General features: G+C 72.0%; 14 protein-coding genes and 1 riboswitch. Of the genes, 6 read left to right on the top strand and 8 right to left on the bottom strand.

Annotated features, from left to right (window positions below; genetic code table 11):
- The first annotated feature begins 150 nt into the window (after nucleotides 1-150).
- Together CNQ36_RS05490 and CNQ36_RS05485 are read left to right on the top strand one after the other, a co-directional pair.
- Nucleotides 151-834, top strand: a complete 684-nt coding sequence (locus tag CNQ36_RS05490) for a MerR family transcriptional regulator (protein WP_121545172.1) — start codon at nucleotides 151-153, stop codon at nucleotides 832-834.
- Nucleotides 835-901: 67 nt separating this feature from the next.
- Nucleotides 902-2293, top strand: a complete 1392-nt coding sequence (locus tag CNQ36_RS05485) for a DNA polymerase IV (protein WP_121545171.1) — start codon at nucleotides 902-904, stop codon at nucleotides 2291-2293.
- A gap of 9 nt (nucleotides 2294-2302) precedes the next feature.
- Here CNQ36_RS05485 and CNQ36_RS05480 read toward each other — a convergent pair whose 3' ends face one another.
- The gene (locus CNQ36_RS05480; RefSeq protein ID WP_040907724.1) at nucleotides 2303-2677 is read right to left on the bottom strand and encodes a PRC-barrel domain-containing protein; all 375 of its coding nucleotides are present in this window, start codon (nucleotides 2675-2677) and stop codon (nucleotides 2303-2305) included.
- 114 nt (nucleotides 2678-2791) lie between these two features.
- Nucleotides 2792-2887: riboswitch (glycine riboswitch) on the top strand.
- Between the two features lie 174 nt (nucleotides 2888-3061).
- On the opposite strand from CNQ36_RS05480, the gene gcvP reads away from it, so the two are divergent.
- Nucleotides 3062-5947 (top strand): aminomethyl-transferring glycine dehydrogenase, encoded by a 2886-nt coding sequence (gcvP, locus tag CNQ36_RS05475; RefSeq protein ID WP_121545170.1) that lies wholly within the window; start codon nucleotides 3062-3064, stop codon nucleotides 5945-5947.
- Between the two features lie 78 nt (nucleotides 5948-6025).
- On the opposite strand, the gene CNQ36_RS05470 is transcribed toward gcvP, so the two are convergent.
- The 5 genes from CNQ36_RS05470 to CNQ36_RS05450 all read right to left on the bottom strand — a co-directional run bounded on the left by CNQ36_RS05470 (nucleotide 6026) and on the right by CNQ36_RS05450 (nucleotide 10317).
- Entirely contained in the window at nucleotides 6026-7123 is a 1098-nt protein-coding gene (locus CNQ36_RS05470) for an ABC transporter ATP-binding protein (RefSeq protein WP_121545169.1), read from the bottom strand.
- Nucleotides 7124-7127: 4 nt separating this feature from the next.
- Nucleotides 7128-7967 (bottom strand): ABC transporter permease, encoded by an 840-nt coding sequence (locus CNQ36_RS05465; protein WP_121545168.1) that lies wholly within the window; start codon nucleotides 7965-7967, stop codon nucleotides 7128-7130.
- Nucleotides 7964-8779, bottom strand: coding sequence for a molybdate ABC transporter substrate-binding protein (modA, locus tag CNQ36_RS05460; RefSeq protein WP_121545167.1), 816 nt, complete (start codon nucleotides 8777-8779; stop codon nucleotides 7964-7966). The genes CNQ36_RS05465 and modA overlap by 4 nt, the downstream gene beginning before the upstream one ends.
- 168 nt (nucleotides 8780-8947) lie before the next feature.
- A complete protein-coding gene (locus tag CNQ36_RS05455; RefSeq protein ID WP_004934271.1) occupies nucleotides 8948-9343 on the bottom strand; it encodes a TOBE domain-containing protein in 396 nt (131 codons plus the stop codon).
- 65 nt (nucleotides 9344-9408) lie between these two features.
- Nucleotides 9409-10317 carry an NAD(P)-dependent oxidoreductase gene (locus CNQ36_RS05450; RefSeq protein ID WP_121545166.1) on the bottom strand — a complete coding sequence of 303 codons (909 nt, stop codon included), beginning with the start codon at nucleotides 10315-10317 and terminating at the stop codon, nucleotides 9409-9411.
- A gap of 84 nt (nucleotides 10318-10401) precedes the next feature.
- Between CNQ36_RS05450 and CNQ36_RS05445 the strand changes: the two genes are divergently transcribed.
- A complete protein-coding gene (locus tag CNQ36_RS05445; RefSeq protein WP_121545165.1) occupies nucleotides 10402-10773 on the top strand; it encodes a winged helix-turn-helix transcriptional regulator in 372 nt (123 codons plus the stop codon).
- A gap of 124 nt (nucleotides 10774-10897) precedes the next feature.
- On the opposite strand, the gene CNQ36_RS05440 is transcribed toward CNQ36_RS05445, so the two are convergent.
- Nucleotides 10898-11095, bottom strand: coding sequence for a DUF5999 family protein (locus tag CNQ36_RS05440; protein ID WP_121545164.1), 198 nt, complete (start codon nucleotides 11093-11095; stop codon nucleotides 10898-10900).
- 317 nt (nucleotides 11096-11412) lie between these two features.
- A complete protein-coding gene (locus CNQ36_RS05435; protein WP_040907728.1) occupies nucleotides 11413-11997 on the bottom strand; it encodes a hypothetical protein in 585 nt (194 codons plus the stop codon).
- Between the two features lie 562 nt (nucleotides 11998-12559).
- On the opposite strand from CNQ36_RS05435, the gene CNQ36_RS05430 reads away from it, so the two are divergent.
- Together CNQ36_RS05430 and CNQ36_RS05425 are read left to right on the top strand one after the other, a co-directional pair.
- Entirely contained in the window at nucleotides 12560-14077 is a 1518-nt protein-coding gene (locus CNQ36_RS05430; protein WP_121545163.1) for a glutamate-cysteine ligase family protein, read from the top strand.
- Between the two features lie 78 nt (nucleotides 14078-14155).
- Entirely contained in the window at nucleotides 14156-14956 is an 801-nt protein-coding gene (locus CNQ36_RS05425; protein WP_121545162.1) for a CPBP family intramembrane glutamic endopeptidase, read from the top strand.
- Nucleotides 14957-14966 lie beyond the last annotated feature (10 nt).

The following is a 14966-nucleotide window of genomic DNA, read 5'->3' as shown; positions in this document are numbered from 1 at the left end:
CCGAGAGCATTCGGCTAGCCTTTCCCCGCGGTGGGGCACGGGAAACCACTCTTAGGGTGATTATCACTCGGCGTGCCGAGTGTGGCGATCGTTGACGCACCCTTGGTGACTGCCTACCGTCGAGGAGGCAGGTCAAGGACGGAGGTCGGCGTGAGAAACAGCGGCGACGGTACGGCGGGGGGCGCCCCCGAGCGCGGTTTCGGGGCGAACGGGCCGTATCCTCCCCAGAGCTCGCGGCTCCGTTCGAGCGAGGGACATCCCCCGTACGGCGGCGTGACCGAGCAGGCTCCGCAGCGACCGACGGCTGTGCCGAGCAGCGGAGGGGCGGCGTCCATGGCGTCCGAGCAGATCGGCTACCGGGGGCCCACGGCCTGTGCCGCCGCGGGCATCACCTACCGGCAGCTCGACTACTGGGCCCGCACCGGGCTGGTCGAGCCGAGCGTGCGGCCCGCCCACGGATCGGGCACCCAGCGGCTGTACAGCTTCCGCGACGTCGTCGTGCTGAAGATCGTCAAGAGGTTCCTCGACACCGGCGTCTCCCTGCAGAACATCCGCACCGCGGTACGGCATCTGCGCGAGTGCGGCTTCAGTGATCTGGAGCGCATGACGCTGATGAGCGACGGGGCCACGGTCTACGAGTGCACCTCGCCCGACGAGGTGCACGCCCTGCTCCAGGGCGGCCAGGGCGTCTTCGGCATCGCCGTGGGCGTGGTGTGGCGGGACGTCGAGAGCGCGCTGTCACAGCTGCACGGAGAGCGCGTCGACACCGGGGAGACCCTGATCGGGCACAACCCGATGGACGAGCTCGCGAGGCGGCGGAACAAGGCGGTCTGAGGGCGTCCGGGGCCTCCCGGGGGCTGTGACGCCCGCATTGTCAGTGGCGTAGGGCAGCATCGGAGACGTGAGATCCGCGCCCACCATCCTGCATCTCGACATGGATGCCTTCTTCGCCTCGGTGGAGCAGGCGTCCAAGCCGAGCCTGCGCGGCAAGGCGGTCGTGGTGGGCGGGCTCGGCCCGCGCGGCGTGGTGGCGACCGCCTCCTACGAGGCGCGGATCTTCGGGGTCCACTCGGCGATGCCCATGGCGCAGGCCCGGCGGCTCGCGCCGAACGCCGCCTACCTGGTGCCCCGGTTCGCCCTTTACCGCTCCGTCAGCGAGCAGGTGATGGCGCTGCTGGCGGCGCTGTCCCCCCTGGTGGAGCCGCTCAGCCTGGACGAGGCGTTCGTGGACCTGGAGGCCGGCGGCACGGCCTGGGACGAGCGCTCGGCCAGGCTGGCCGGGCAGAAGCTGCGCGCGGACATACGAGCGGTCACGGGGCTCACCGGTTCGGTGGGGCTCGCGGCCTCCAAGATGCTCGCGAAGATCGCCTCCGAGCAGGCCAAGCCCGACGGGCTGGTGCTGATCGAGCCGGGCACGGAGCGCGCCCTGCTGGAGCCGCTGACCGTCCGCACCCTGCCCGGCGTGGGCCCGGCGACCGGCGACCATCTGCGCCGGGCCGGCATCCACACGGTCGGGGAGCTCGCGGAGGCGGGGGAGGACGAGCTCGTACGGCTGCTGGGCAAGGCCCACGGGCACGCCCTCTTCGCGATGGCCCTGGCCAGGGACGAGCGGCCCGTGGTGGCCGAGCGGGAGACGAAGTCGGTGTCCGTCGAGGACACGTACGACGTGGACATCCACGACCGGGTGCGGGTCGGGACGGAGGTGCGGCGGCTCGCCGACCGGTGTGTGCGCAGACTGCGGGCGGCGGGGCTGTCGGGGCGGACCATCGTGCTGAAGGTGCGCCGGTACGACTTCTCCACCCTCACCCGGTCCGAGACGCTGCGCGGCCCCACGGACGATCCGGCGGTGGTGCGGGAGGCGGCGGGGCGGCTGCTGGACTCCGTCGACACCACGGGCGGCGTACGACTGCTGGGAGTGGGGGTCAGCGGACTGGCCGACTACACACAGGAGGACCTGTTCGCGCAGGCCGCGGGGAGGGACGCGGGCGACACCCCGTACGAGGAGGACGAAACGGCGCACACGCCGGAGCGGGAGGCCCCCGCCGAGCGGCGCTGGCCTGCCGGTCACGACGTGCGGCACTCCGTGTACGGGCACGGATGGGTGCAGGGAAGCGGGCTGGGCCGGGTCACCGTGCGCTTCGAGACGCCCCTCTCCGAGCCGGGCCGGGTGCGGACGTTCCGTGTCGGCGACCCGGCCCTCGAGCCGGCGGAGCCGCTGCCGCTGGTCCCGCGCGTGCCCGGGGAGAAGGAGGACGTGGGCGCCGGCGGAGGGGCGGACGCGGAGAGCTCCTGAGCGGGCGGCTCAGGCCTGCTTGTCGTGGCCGGCGAGCCTGCCGAAGTCGCGGTCCGGCAGGGGCGGAGGGGCGGAGATGTCGAGGCCGTAGTGGTGGTAGAGCTGGAGCTCCTGCTCGGGGGAGAGATGGCGGCCCACGCCGAAGTCGGGTGCGTCCTTGATGAGGGCGCGTTCGAAGGGCACCTGGAGGGCGCCGTCGACGATCTCGCTCGGCTCCAGGGGGACGAAGGCGTCCCTGCTGAACAGGCCGGTGCGTATGGCCGCCCACTCCGGCACACCGGTGGCGTCGTCGAGGTAGACCTCGTCGATCGTGCCGATCCGGGTGCCGTTGCGGTCGAACGCCTTGCGGCCGATCAGGTGACGCGGATCGATGTCGGTCTGCACAGGCCCTCCACTGCTCGCAAACTCATCCGTAAGCACTACAGAACGGCACAATCGGCGGAGCGGCCACTCGAAGGTCCGGGCCCGGTGCTCGCTGGTACGCTGGCAAACGGCTGCTGACCCCGCGCGGGAGAGTCCCCCGGACACCACCGGGGGCGCCGAAGGAGCAAATCCTCCCCGGAATCTCTCAGGCACACGTACCGCGCGGACGAGGTCACTCTGGAAAGCAGGGCGGGTGTCGACGGCTTCCGCTCTCACCGACGGTGAAAGCCGGGCGTCTTCGGGCGATCCGGTGAAGCTCTCAGGTTGAGATGACAGAGGGGGAGGCCGTCCGGGCACCCGCGCCGTGGTGCCCCTCGAAGGTCGTCGGACCAGGAGGCCTCCTCAATGACCGCCCCTCGTACTCCGCTCTCCGAACTCGAACAGGGAATCCCCTTCGAGCAGCGCCACATCGGCCCCGACCACGAGGCACGGGCCAAGATGCTCGCGCAGGTCGGCTACGGCTCGCTGGACGAGCTGACGGCCGCCGCGGTGCCGGATGTGATCAAGAACGCCGACGCGCTGGACCTGCCGGGTGCCCGGAGCGAGGCCGAGGTGCTGGCCGAGCTGCGGTCGCTGGCCGACCGCAACGAGGTGCTGGGCTCCATGATCGGGCTCGGCTACTACGGCACCTTCACCCCGCCGGTCATCCTGCGCAACGTGATGGAGAACCCCGCCTGGTACACGGCCTACACGCCGTACCAGCCGGAGATCTCGCAGGGCCGGCTCGAGGCGCTGCTGAACTTCCAGACCGTGGTCGCCGAGCTCACCGGACTGCCCACGTCCGGCGCCTCCCTGCTCGACGAGGGCACCGCCGCCGCCGAGGCGATGGCCCTGTCGCGGCGCATGGGCAAGAACAAGAAGGGCCTCTTCCTGGTCGACGCGGACGCCCTTCCGCAGACGATCGCCGTGATCGAGACCCGCGCCGAGCCGACCGGCGTCGAGGTCGTCGTCGCCGACCTGAGCGACGGCATCCCCGCCGCGCTCGCCGAGCGCGAGATCAACGGCGTACTCATCCAGTACCCGGGTGCCTCCGGCGCCGTACGCGACATCAAGCCGGTCATCGACCAGGCGCACGGGCTCGGCGCGCTCGTCACCGTCGCCGCCGACCTGCTCGCCCTCACCCTGCTGAAGTCGCCCGGTGAGCTGGGCGCGGACATCGCGGTCGGCACCACCCAGCGCTTCGGTGTGCCGATGGGCTTCGGCGGACCGCACGCCGGCTACATGGCCGTGCAGGAGAAGATGGCGCGCAGCCTGCCCGGCCGGCTCGTCGGCGTCTCCGTCGACGCGGACGGGCACAAGGCGTACCGCCTCGCCCTGCAGACCCGTGAGCAGCACATCCGCCGCGAGAAGGCCACCAGCAACATCTGCACCGCCCAGGTGCTGCTCGCCGTCATGGCCGGCATGTACGCCGTCTACCACGGCCCGGAGGGGCTGCGGCTGATCGCGCGGCGCACCCACCGGTACGCCACCGTGCTCGCCGAGGGGCTGCGGGCCGGCGGAGCCGAGATCGTGCACGGCTCCTACTTCGACACGCTGACGGTGCGCGTCGCCGGGCGGGCCGCCGAGGTCGCCGCCGCCGCCCGCGACAACGGGGTCAACCTGCGTCTCGTCGACGCCGACCACGTCTCCCTCGCCTGCGACGAGACCACCACCCGGGCCCAGCTGACCGCCGTGTGGAGCGCCTTCGGCGTGGAGGGCGACACCGAGGCCCTGGACGCGACCGCGCGGGACACGCTGCCGGACGCCCTGCTGCGCGACGACGAGTACCTGACGCACCCCGTCTTCCAGCAGCACCGCTCCGAGACCGCCATGCTGCGCTACCTGCGCCGGCTCGCCGACCGCGACTACGCGCTCGACCGCGGCATGATCCCGCTGGGCTCCTGCACCATGAAGCTCAACGCGACCACCGAGATGGAGCCGGTCACCTGGCCCGAGTTCGGGCAGCTGCACCCCTTCGTGCCCGCCGAGCAGGCGGGGGGCTACCTCACGCTCATCCACGAGCTGGAGGAGCGTCTCGCCGAGGTCACCGGTTACGACAAGGTGTCCCTCCAGCCCAACGCCGGCTCCCAGGGCGAGCTGGCCGGACTGCTCGCCGTCCGCGGCTACCACCGGGCCAACGGCGACGAGCAGCGCACCGTCTGCCTGATCCCGTCGTCCGCGCACGGCACCAACGCCGCCAGCGCCGTGATGGCCGGGATGAAGGTCGTCGTGGTCAGGACCTCCGACGACGGCGAGGTCGACGTCGCGGACCTGCGGGCCAAGATCGGGCAGTACCGCGACCAGCTCGCGGTGCTGATGATCACGTACCCCTCGACGCACGGTGTGTTCGAGGAGCACGTCGCCGACATCTGCGCCGAGGTGCACGAGGCCGGCGGTCAGGTGTACGTGGACGGCGCCAACCTCAACGCCCTGGTGGGTCTCGCCAAGCCGGGTCACTTCGGCGGCGACGTCTCGCACCTGAACCTGCACAAGACCTTCTGCATCCCGCACGGCGGCGGCGGTCCCGGCGTCGGCCCGGTCGGCGTGCGGGCGCACCTGGCCCCGTACCTGCCGAACCACCCGCTCCAGCCGGAGGCCGGTCCGGAGACGGGCGTGGGGCCCATCTCGGCGGCGCCGTGGGGCTCGGCGGGCATCCTGCCCATCTCCTGGGCGTACGTCCGTCTCATGGGCGGCGAGGGGCTCAAGCGGGCCACGCAGGTGGCCGTGCTCAGCGCCAACTACATCGCCAAGCGCCTCGAGCCGCACTTCCCGGTGCTCTACACCGGCCCCGGCGGGCTGGTCGCGCACGAGTGCATCATCGACCTGCGCCCGCTCACCAAGGCGACCGGTGTCAGCGTCGACGACGTCGCCAAGCGGCTGATCGACTACGGCTTCCACGCGCCGACGATGTCGTTCCCGGTGGCCGGCACGCTGATGATCGAGCCCACCGAGTCCGAGGACCTGTCCGAGCTCGACCGGTTCTGCGAGACGATGATCGCGATCCGTGCGGAGATCGAGAAGGTCGGTTCGGGCGAGTGGCCCGCGGAGGACAACCCGCTGCGCAACGCCCCGCACACCGCCGCCGCCCTCGGCGGGGAGTGGGAGCACGCCTACAGCCGCGAGGAGGCCGTCTTCCCGGCCGGGGTGAGCGCCGCCGACAAGTACTGGCCGCCGGTGCGCCGCATCGACCAGGCCTTCGGCGACCGCAACCTGGTCTGCTCCTGCCCGCCGCTGGACGCGTACGAGGACTGACACTCACGCCGAAGGGCCCCCGCTCGGTCGAGCGGGGGCCCTCCGGCGTGTGCGGTGCCGGGAACCGCGGTGCCCGGGCTACGCCGGGTAGGCGTGCGTCTGGGCCGCCTTGACCGCCGCCCACACCGGGGCGCCCGGATGGAGGTCCAGTTCGGCCGCGGCGACCGTGGTGAGGTCGGCGGCCAGCGCCAGCTCCCCGGTCAGTTCCACGCGGATCTGGTCCCCGTGGGTCTCCAGCCCGGCGACCTCGCAGTGCCAGAGGTTGCGGGCGCTGGAGCCGGTGGGCCGTGCCCGGTACAGGGTCACCGCGCCGGGCGGGAACGCCACGAAGACGGGGCCGGAGAGGCCCTCCGTGGTGCTGACGGCGGGGCCCGCGGCGAGCCGCACCGTGTGGCCCTCGGCCTGCCCCCGGTACAGGTTCAGGCCGACGAGCTGGGCGATGTACTCGGTGCGCGGGTGACGGGCGATCTCGGACGGGCTGCCCTCCTGCACGATCCGGCCCCCCTCCACGACGACCAGCCGGTCGGCCAGCACCATGGCGTCCAGCGGGTCGTGCGTGACCAGGACGGCGACGGCCTCGAACGCGGCCAGATGGCGGCGGAGCTGCGCGCGCACCTCCAGCCGGGTGCGGGCGTCCAGCGCCGCGAGCGGCTCGTCCAGGAGCAGCAGCCGGGGGTGCGTGGCGAGGGCGCGGGCGACGGCCACGCGCTGCGCCTGGCCGCCGGAGAGCCGCCGGGGCCTGGCGCCCGCGTGTTCGGCCAGGCCCATGCGGTCCAGCCACTCGGCGGCCTGCGCGCGAGCCTCGGCCTTGCCGGCGCCCCGGCAGCGCGGCCCGAAGGCCACGTTGTCGAGGGCGGTCAGATGCGGGAAGAGCAGATAGTCCTGGAAGACGACACCGACCGGGCGCGACTCGGGCGGCGTACGGCGCAGATCGGCGCCGTCCAGCCGCAGATGGCCGGCGGTGAGCGGGGCGAGGCCCGCGAGGGCGCGCAGCGCGGTGGTCTTGCCGGCGCCGTTCGGACCCAGCAGGGCGACGACCTCACCGGGCGCGGCCCTCAGCGCGATGTCCAGGCGGAACGCTTCGCGGTCGACGACGAGGCGCGCGTCCAGGCCCTGGGCGGCGGTTGCGGCGGGGGCGCCGGCCGGGTCGGACAGGTGCTCGGGCTTCTTCGGCATGGTGTCAGGCGGTCCTCATCCAGCGGTCCCGCAGCCCGGCCAGTACGGCGATGGACACCGTCAGCAGCACCAGACTGAGCGCGATCGCGGCGGCCGGGTCGTTCTGCAGGGCGAGGTAGACCGCGAGCGGCATGGTCTGGGTGCGGCCGGGGAAGTTGCCCGCGAAGGTGATCGTCGCGCCGAACTCCCCGAGGGCGCGGGCCCAGGCGAGCACGGCGCCGGCGGCGATGCCCGGGGCGATGAGCGGCAGCGTCACCCGGCGGAACGCGGTGAAGCGGGAGGCGCCCAGGGTGGTGGCCGCCTCCTCGTACCGCGGGTCGGCCGCCCGCAGCGTGCCCTCGACGCTGATGACGAGGAACGGCATCGCCACGAACGTCTCGGCCAGGACGACGCCCGTCGTGGTGAACGGCAGCGTGACACCGAACCAGGCGTCCAGCCACTGGCCCACGACACCGTTGCGGCCCAGGGCGAGCAGCAGGGCGACACCGCCCACCACCGGGGGCAGCACGAGCGGGAGCGTGACCAGGGCGCGGACCAGGCCGCGGCCGGGGAACTCGGTGCGCGCCAGCAGCCAGGCCAGCGGCACGCCGACGACCATGCTCAGCGCGGTCGCCGTCGTGGCGCAGAACAGCGACAGGCGCAGCGCCTCCCACACCGCGGGGCTGGTGAGCTGACCGGGCAGGTCGCTCCACGGTGCGCGGAGGAGGAGGGCGAGCAGCGGGACCAGCAGGAACGCCAGCCCCAGCATGGCGGGCACGAGGAGGGCGAGCGGCACCCCACGGCTGGGGGCGCGGGGCTTCCGGTAGGTCTCCCGGCCGGCCGCCGGGGCTTGCGGGCCGGTCATGGCTCGAGGAACCCGGCCTCGCCCAGGACCTTCTGGCCCTCCGCCGACTTCACCAGCGCCACGAAGGCCTTCGCCGCCGACGGGTTCGGCGCGTTCTCGAGCCGGGCGATCGGATAGTCATTGACGGCCTCGGCGGCCTCGGGGAACTCCACGCCCTCCACCTTGTCACCGGCCGCCTTCACATCCGTGCGGTACACGACGGCGGCGTCCGCCTCCTTCAGCTGGACCTTCGTGAGGGCGCTCTTGACGTCCTGCTCGTACGACGCCGGTGTCAGTGAGACGCCGCCGGCCTCCAGGGCGGTCCGTGCGGCGGCCCCGCAGGGCACCGTCCTGTCGCAGAGCACCACCTTCAGTCCGGACGAGGTCAGATCCTCGAGGGCGTCGATCCCGTGCGGGTTGCCCGGCACGGTGGCGATCTCCAGCCGGTTGCGGACGAAGGTGCCGGGGCTGCCCGCCGCGTGCCCCTCGTCCGTGACGAGCTTCATCGTCTTGGCGCTGGCCGCCGCGAAGACGTCGGCCGGGGCGCCGTTGTTGATGCCGGCGGCCAGGCTGTCGCTGCCGCCGAAGTTGAAGGTGACCCGCGTCCCCGGGTGCTCCTTCTCGAACCGTTCGCCCAGCGTCGTGAAGCTCTCCTTCAGCGAGGCGGCGGCGAAGACGGTGACCGTGCCGGTCAGGTCCTGCCCGCTCGCTTCCGGGGAGGAGGACGACTCCGAGCCGGACGAGGAGCAGGCGCTCAGCGCGAGCACGGCGGCGGCCGCCCCCGCCCCGGCGATCCGACGGGTCCTGCGTGTACGGCGCGGGAATCGGGTCATCTCGGAGCACTCCCTCTGTGGGCACGGTGGAGAAGAGCCCGCGGAGCCCTCCCCGATACGCCGATCATACTGGCGCATCTGCGAGGGATCGACTCCATTCCACCTTGCATGTGCAAGGAAGAAGGGAGTGAATCGGCGTATGTGCGGGAGGGGAGTCTGTCGATGCCGTCAGGTGCGGTCGATATGGACGTTTGTCGACTTCACGCGGGCGGTGGCCTCCATGCCGACCTCCAGCCCCAGCTCCTCGACGGCCTCACGGGTCAGCAGCGAGACGAGGCGGTGCGGGCCGGCCTGGATCTCGACCTGGGCCGCCACGTCGCCGAGCTTGATCGCGGTGACGATGCCGGGAAAGGCGTTGCGGGCCGAGGTGTACGGGGTGCCCTCCTCGACGGCGCCGGCCCGGGCGAGCTCGACGGAGAACGCGGCCAGGTCCCGCCCGTCGACGAGCCGCCGTCCGCCTTCGTCGCGGTGGGTGGTGATGCGGCCCGCGTCCGCCCAGCGGCGGGCGGTGTCCGGGCTCACTCCGAGCAGCCTCGCTGCCTGGCCGATCGTGTAGGACTGCATGCCGGTCACGATAGGTGGTGCCGCCGGCCCGCCACGCCTCCCGCTGTGCCAGGGTCCGCCTTCGGTCAGCGCGGCGCCCGGATGCCGTCGATGATGCGGGTCCAGTTGTCGCCGCCGTGTCCGTCCTCGATCGCGCGCCGGTAGTGGGCGCGCACGGCCAGCGGGAGCGCGAGGTCGAGGCCGAGCGACGCGCCGGTCTCCACGATGTGGTCGGACGTCGCGCCCATCATGGTGACCGTGCTGAGGTCGCCGGGATGTTCTCCGGCGTCGAGCAGGGCGCCGGGATTCTCCTCGCCGGCCCGCAGGATGTCGCCGATCGAGTCGGCGGAGGCGAGCAGCTCCGGCAGCGCTTCGCCGGCCTTCATCCCCGCGCTGCCCAGCATCGCCGTGGCCTGCATCAGTCCGGACAGGGTGGTCAGGAACACCGTGAGTTGGGCTTGGTACATCATCTGGGCGAGGCCCGGGTCCTCGCCCAGGTACTTCGGGGTCCCGAGCGGTGACAACGTCGCCAGACCGCTCCGCATCGTCTTCTCGGGGCCGCTGTAGTAGACGTGGGCCGCCTCCGTGCCGACCATCGGGGCCGGGACCATGACACCTCCGGTGAGGAAGGTCGCGCCGTGCTCCGCCGCCCAGGCCGACGCCTCGCGTGAGCGGTCGGGAGTGTCGGAGCTCAGGTTGACCAGTGTCCGCCCGGCGAGCGAGGCGGTGGAGCCGTCGAGGATGTCGTACATGGCCCGGTAGTCGGTGAGGCTGAGGATCACGAGGTCACTCGCCTCAACCGCCTCGCCGGGTGTCGCGGCGAGTGTCGCGCCGTCCGTGACGACGCCGTCGGCCCGGCCGGCGGTGCGGTTCCAGACGGTGACCGGGTGGCCGGCGGTGAGAAGGGTGCGGGTCATGGCCTGGCCCATCGGGCCGAGCCCGATCACGGTGACGGTGTCGTGCCGGCCGGTGGGAGGGTTCTCTGGGGCGTTCATGTCTCCATGCTCGGAGAGTCCCGCCACTCTCGGAAGTACATACTTTTTTCTGCGGTACTTACCTTTTCGTAAGGGGGAGTTGTGATGGCCAAGGCACCGAGGCGCGGGCCCTACATCTGCGGCATCGACGCCGCGCTCGACGTGGTCAGCGGCAAATGGAAGGGACTGATCCTCTGGGAGCTCCACGTCTGTCGGGTGTGCCGCTTCGCCGAACTGCGGCGCCGTATGCCGGGGGTGAGCGAGAAGATGCTGACGCAGCACCTGCGGGAGATGGAGGAGGACGGCCTCGTGCACCGTGAGGTGTACGCCGAGGTGCCGCCCCGGGTGGAGTACTCCCTGACCGAGCACGGGCGCACGCTCAACGAGGCGCTCGGACCGCTCGGCGTCTGGGGAGTCGAGCGGATGCGCCGAGAGGGGACCGAAGCGGTCGAGGTGGCCGAACCCTCGCACGGATGAGCCGTCGGTCACCGACCCCGTGCGGTGCGTGATGCCTCCCGGACACGCGTCGGGGCCGGTGCGCAGAGGGTTCTGCGTCCGGCCCCCGGTGTACCCGGGCGGTCCCCGTTCCGCCCGGTCGTCCTCAGGCGGTGGTCAGGCTGACGCCCCGGGAACGCGGGGCGATGACCCTTCCGTCGGGCAGGAGTTCGCCGGTGTCCTCGAAGAACACGACACCGTTGCACAGCAGGCTCCAGCCCTGCTCCGGGTGGTGCGCCACGAGACGGGCGGACTCCCGGTCGGCTGAGTCGGCTGAGGGGCACGATGGCTGGTGCTGGCACATGGGTGGGATCTCTCGCTCTGTGGTGACCTGTGAGTCGGCTGCTGTCTCAGTTCCGCGGCGTGAAGCTTCGTTCATGGCCGCCCCCCGTTGTGATAGGTCGGTCGGAAACCAGTGTTGCCCCATGGGCGCGGATCCGCAGGGATTTCGCGGCACCGCCCCTCACAGGTTCAGGACGCGTCACCCGCGCGGACGGTTCAGCTCAACTGCACTGTCACTTCGGGTGGTTCGCCGTGGCCGGATGGGGCTAGTCCGTGCGGGCACAACGGCGTACCCCGCCGCCCCCTCGGTACCGGGGCGGCGGGGTACGGGGTGAATCCTCAGGCCGGCGAGCCGAGCAGCCGGCTCGGGCTCGACCGGTGCGTCAGCACCGGAAGCAGCTCCGTGACCCGGTGCGGGCGGTGGGCCGCGATGCCGGGGGGAGCGGGGGCGAGCGGCACGAGCAGGTCGGTGGCGGCCGGGTGGCCGGCGGCGCCGTCCGCGGTGGGGTCGCCGTGCAGCCAGAGCGTGAGCATGTAGAGGCCGGGCACCGAGAGCAGCCGGGGCTGGTACGGCTGGGCCATGGCCTCGGCCTGGCGCAGCGCGAGCTCGGTGGAGGGGATGTAGGGGCCCTCGAAGAAGCGGGAGAAGGCCCAGCCGTCGGCGGTGAGCACCGTGTCCGCGGCGGCCACCGCGCGGTCGCCGGTGCGGATCAGGAAGCGCCATCCGGCCAGCCGTGTCGCGGTCGCGCCGTCGGGGGTGACCCGGTCCAGCACATGCACCGGAAGGGGCAGTTCGGGGGAGAGGGGACCCTGGGCGAGGAGCAGGGAGGGGGTACGGGCTTCGCTGACCGCGGTCGGCGAGGAGAGTGCGGTCAGGACGGAACGCAGTGCGGGCGCGGGAGCCGGGGGGACATGCAGGGGCATGGTGGGTCGCCTCTCATTCGAAGGCACGGTGGCGCGAGGGCGGGGCGTGGCGGGGCGGACGGCGCTGTCAGCTCGCGAAGGTCAGAGAGGCCGGGGGCCGGGGGCCGAGCCCGGGAGACGGGGCGAGGACCGCCGCACGCCGCCTCCCGGCTGGATCACTCGACCGTGGGCGCCCACCTTCTGCCTTGTGTGCGAAGTTTATACGACGTGTGTTCAGACTGTGTTTCGCCTAGCTGTTTTCGACCGGCCGGGCAAGGGTACTTCTGGCCGGTGAAACGCGAAAATAATCCCGATTCCGAACCGGGCGCACGCCGATGACCTCGGAAAATGGCCGCGAAGTGGTCGGCCCATTCTCGTCGGCGTTTTTCACGAGTTCGCAACCGGCACGCAAGATGCCTTCTGTGCCATGCCTCGTGAATGTGCCACTGGTCACTCTCGACCAGAGTAGCGGCCGGCGGTGCCGTCCGGGGCGTTATCGATCGCATCGACGGGGCATCCTCCCCTGTGGACCGGGACCCCGGCGGCCGGTCTTCGGTTCGCCCGTGCAAGGAAGGACTCTTCGATGGGGGAGAAGGTCGTGGCAGGCCAGTTCGACCTGTCCGATCGCCAGCGCTACCGCGAGAAGCTCCGCAGGTGTCTGACGGGCTTGGAGCGGCTCCTGGCGGAGAAGCGGTTCGACCGTCCCAAGAACCTCATGGGGCTGGAGATCGAATTGAATCTCGCGGGCGCCGACGGCATGCCGAGAATGTTGAATGCGCAAGTCCTCGAGCGGATCGCCAGCAGGGACTTCCAGACAGAGCTCGCCATGTTCAATCTGGAAGTCAACATTGCCCCCCATAGACTGGGCGGACGGGTATTCGACCGGCTCGACGAGGAACTGCGCACTTCCCTCGCGTACGCCGACCGCAAAGCCGCTGAGGTGGACGCGGGGATCGTGATGATCGGCATCCTGCCGACGCTGGACCGGGACGACCTGGTCTCCTCGAACCTTTCCGACGTCGACCGCTACGCATTGCTCAACGAGCAGATCGTGGCCGCGCGCGGTGAGGACTTCACCCTCGACATCGAGGGCGTGGAGCACCTCAGCTGCACCTCCAAGTCCATCGCGCCGGAGGCCGCGTGCACCTCGGTGCAGTTGCACCTCCAGGTCACCCCGGAGCGCTTCGCCGGGGTGTGGAACGCGGCGCAGGCCGTCGCCGCCGCGCAGATCGCCGTCGGCGCCAACTCGCCGTTCCTGTTCGGCCGCGAGCTGTGGCGGGAGTCGCGGCCCCCGCTCTTCCAGCAGTCCACCGACACCCGCCCGCCCGAGCTGCAGGCACAGGGCGTGCGGCCGCGCACCTGGTTCGGGGAGCGCTGGGTGACCTCGGCGTTCGACCTGTTCGAGGAGAACCTGCGCTACTACCCGGCCCTGCTGCCCATCTGCGACGACGAGGACCCGCTGGAGGTGCTGGACCGCGGCGGCGTCCCCACCCTCGCCGAACTCGTCCTGCACAACGGCACCGTCTACCGCTGGAACCGCCCCGTCTACGGCATCGCCGACGGCGTCCCGCACCTGCGCGTGGAGAACCGCGTGCTGCCGGCCGGCCCCACCACCACCGACGTCATCGCCAACGCGGCCTTCTACTACGGAGTCGTCCGCGCGCTGGCCGAGGACAGCCGGCCGGTGTGGACCCGGCTGCCCTTCGAGGCCGCCGCCGCCAACTTCGACGCCGCCTGCAAGGACGGCATCGACGCACGCTTCACCTGGCCCCGGCGCGGCCGCCTCGGCGGCCTGGGCGACGTGGACGCGGTCACCCTGGTACGGGACGAACTGCTGCCGCTCGCCGAGGCGGGGCTGGACGCGTGGGGGATCGAGCCCGCCGACCGCGACCTGTACCTCGGCGTCATCGAGGAGCGGTGCAGGCGCCGGGTCAACGGCGCGACCTGGCAGTCCGCGACCTTCCACCGGGCCCTGGAGCTGGGCCTCACCAGGGAGGAGGCCCTGGCCGCCACCACCCGCCGCTACCGCGAGCTGACGCAGCTGGGCGACCCGGTGCACACCTGGCCGGTGGGGCTGCCGGAACCGGTGCCGGCGGTCTGAGTCCGGGTCCGGCCCCCGGCAGCGCGCACGGCCGTTGCCCTCATACTGATCGGACCGATCGGTGATGTGGAGGCAGGTGTGCAGGCGGAGGCGGGCCCGGAGGCCGATTACTGTCCTGGGCGGAGGCCCTCGCGGACGACGCTCCGCAACGAGACGCTGCTGGTGCTGGCGCTCTCGCTGGGCGCCAGCGGGGTCTCGGCCCTGATCAGCTTCGTCGGCTCGGTCACGAAACCGGGCGGGCTGAAGGACCAGGCGGCCACGCTCAACGCCTCGGCCGCGCCGGGCCGGCCCTGGCTGGACCTGGCCTGGCAGCTCTTCGGCATCACCACGGCGCTGGTGCCGGTCGCGCTCGTGGCGCACTTCCTGCTGCGTGAGGGCGCGGGTCTGCGCACCCTCGGCTTCGACCGCACCCGCCCCTGGACCGACCTCGGCCGCGGCGCGGCGGTCGCGGCGGTCATCGGCAGCAGCGGCATCGCCTTCTACCTGGCCGCGCGCGGCGTCGGCTTCAACCTCACCGTGGTGCCGGAGGCGCTTCCGGACGTGTGGTGGAAGTTCCCCGTACTGATCCTCTCGGCGCTACAGAACTCGATCGTCGAGGAGGTCATCGTCGTCGGCTATCTGCTGCGGCGGCTGGACCAGCTGGGCTGGACCCCGGGCGCCGCGCTCGCGGGCAGTTCGGTGCTGCGCGGCTCGTACCACCTCTACCAGGGCATCGGCGGCTTCATCGGGAACATGGTGATGGGCGTGGTGTTCGTCCTCCTGTACCGGCGCTGGGGCCGGGTCGGGCCGCTGGTGGTCGCGCACACGCTGCTCGACATCGGGGCGTTCGTGGGATACGCGCTGCTGGCCGGCAAGGTCGGCTGGCTGCCGACGGCGTGAGCCCGTACCG

This window comes from Streptomyces fungicidicus, assembly GCF_003665435.1.
Lineage (GTDB): Bacteria > Actinomycetota > Actinomycetes > Streptomycetales > Streptomycetaceae > Streptomyces > Streptomyces fungicidicus.
This window is presented reverse-complemented; position numbering and strand designations above follow the sequence as displayed.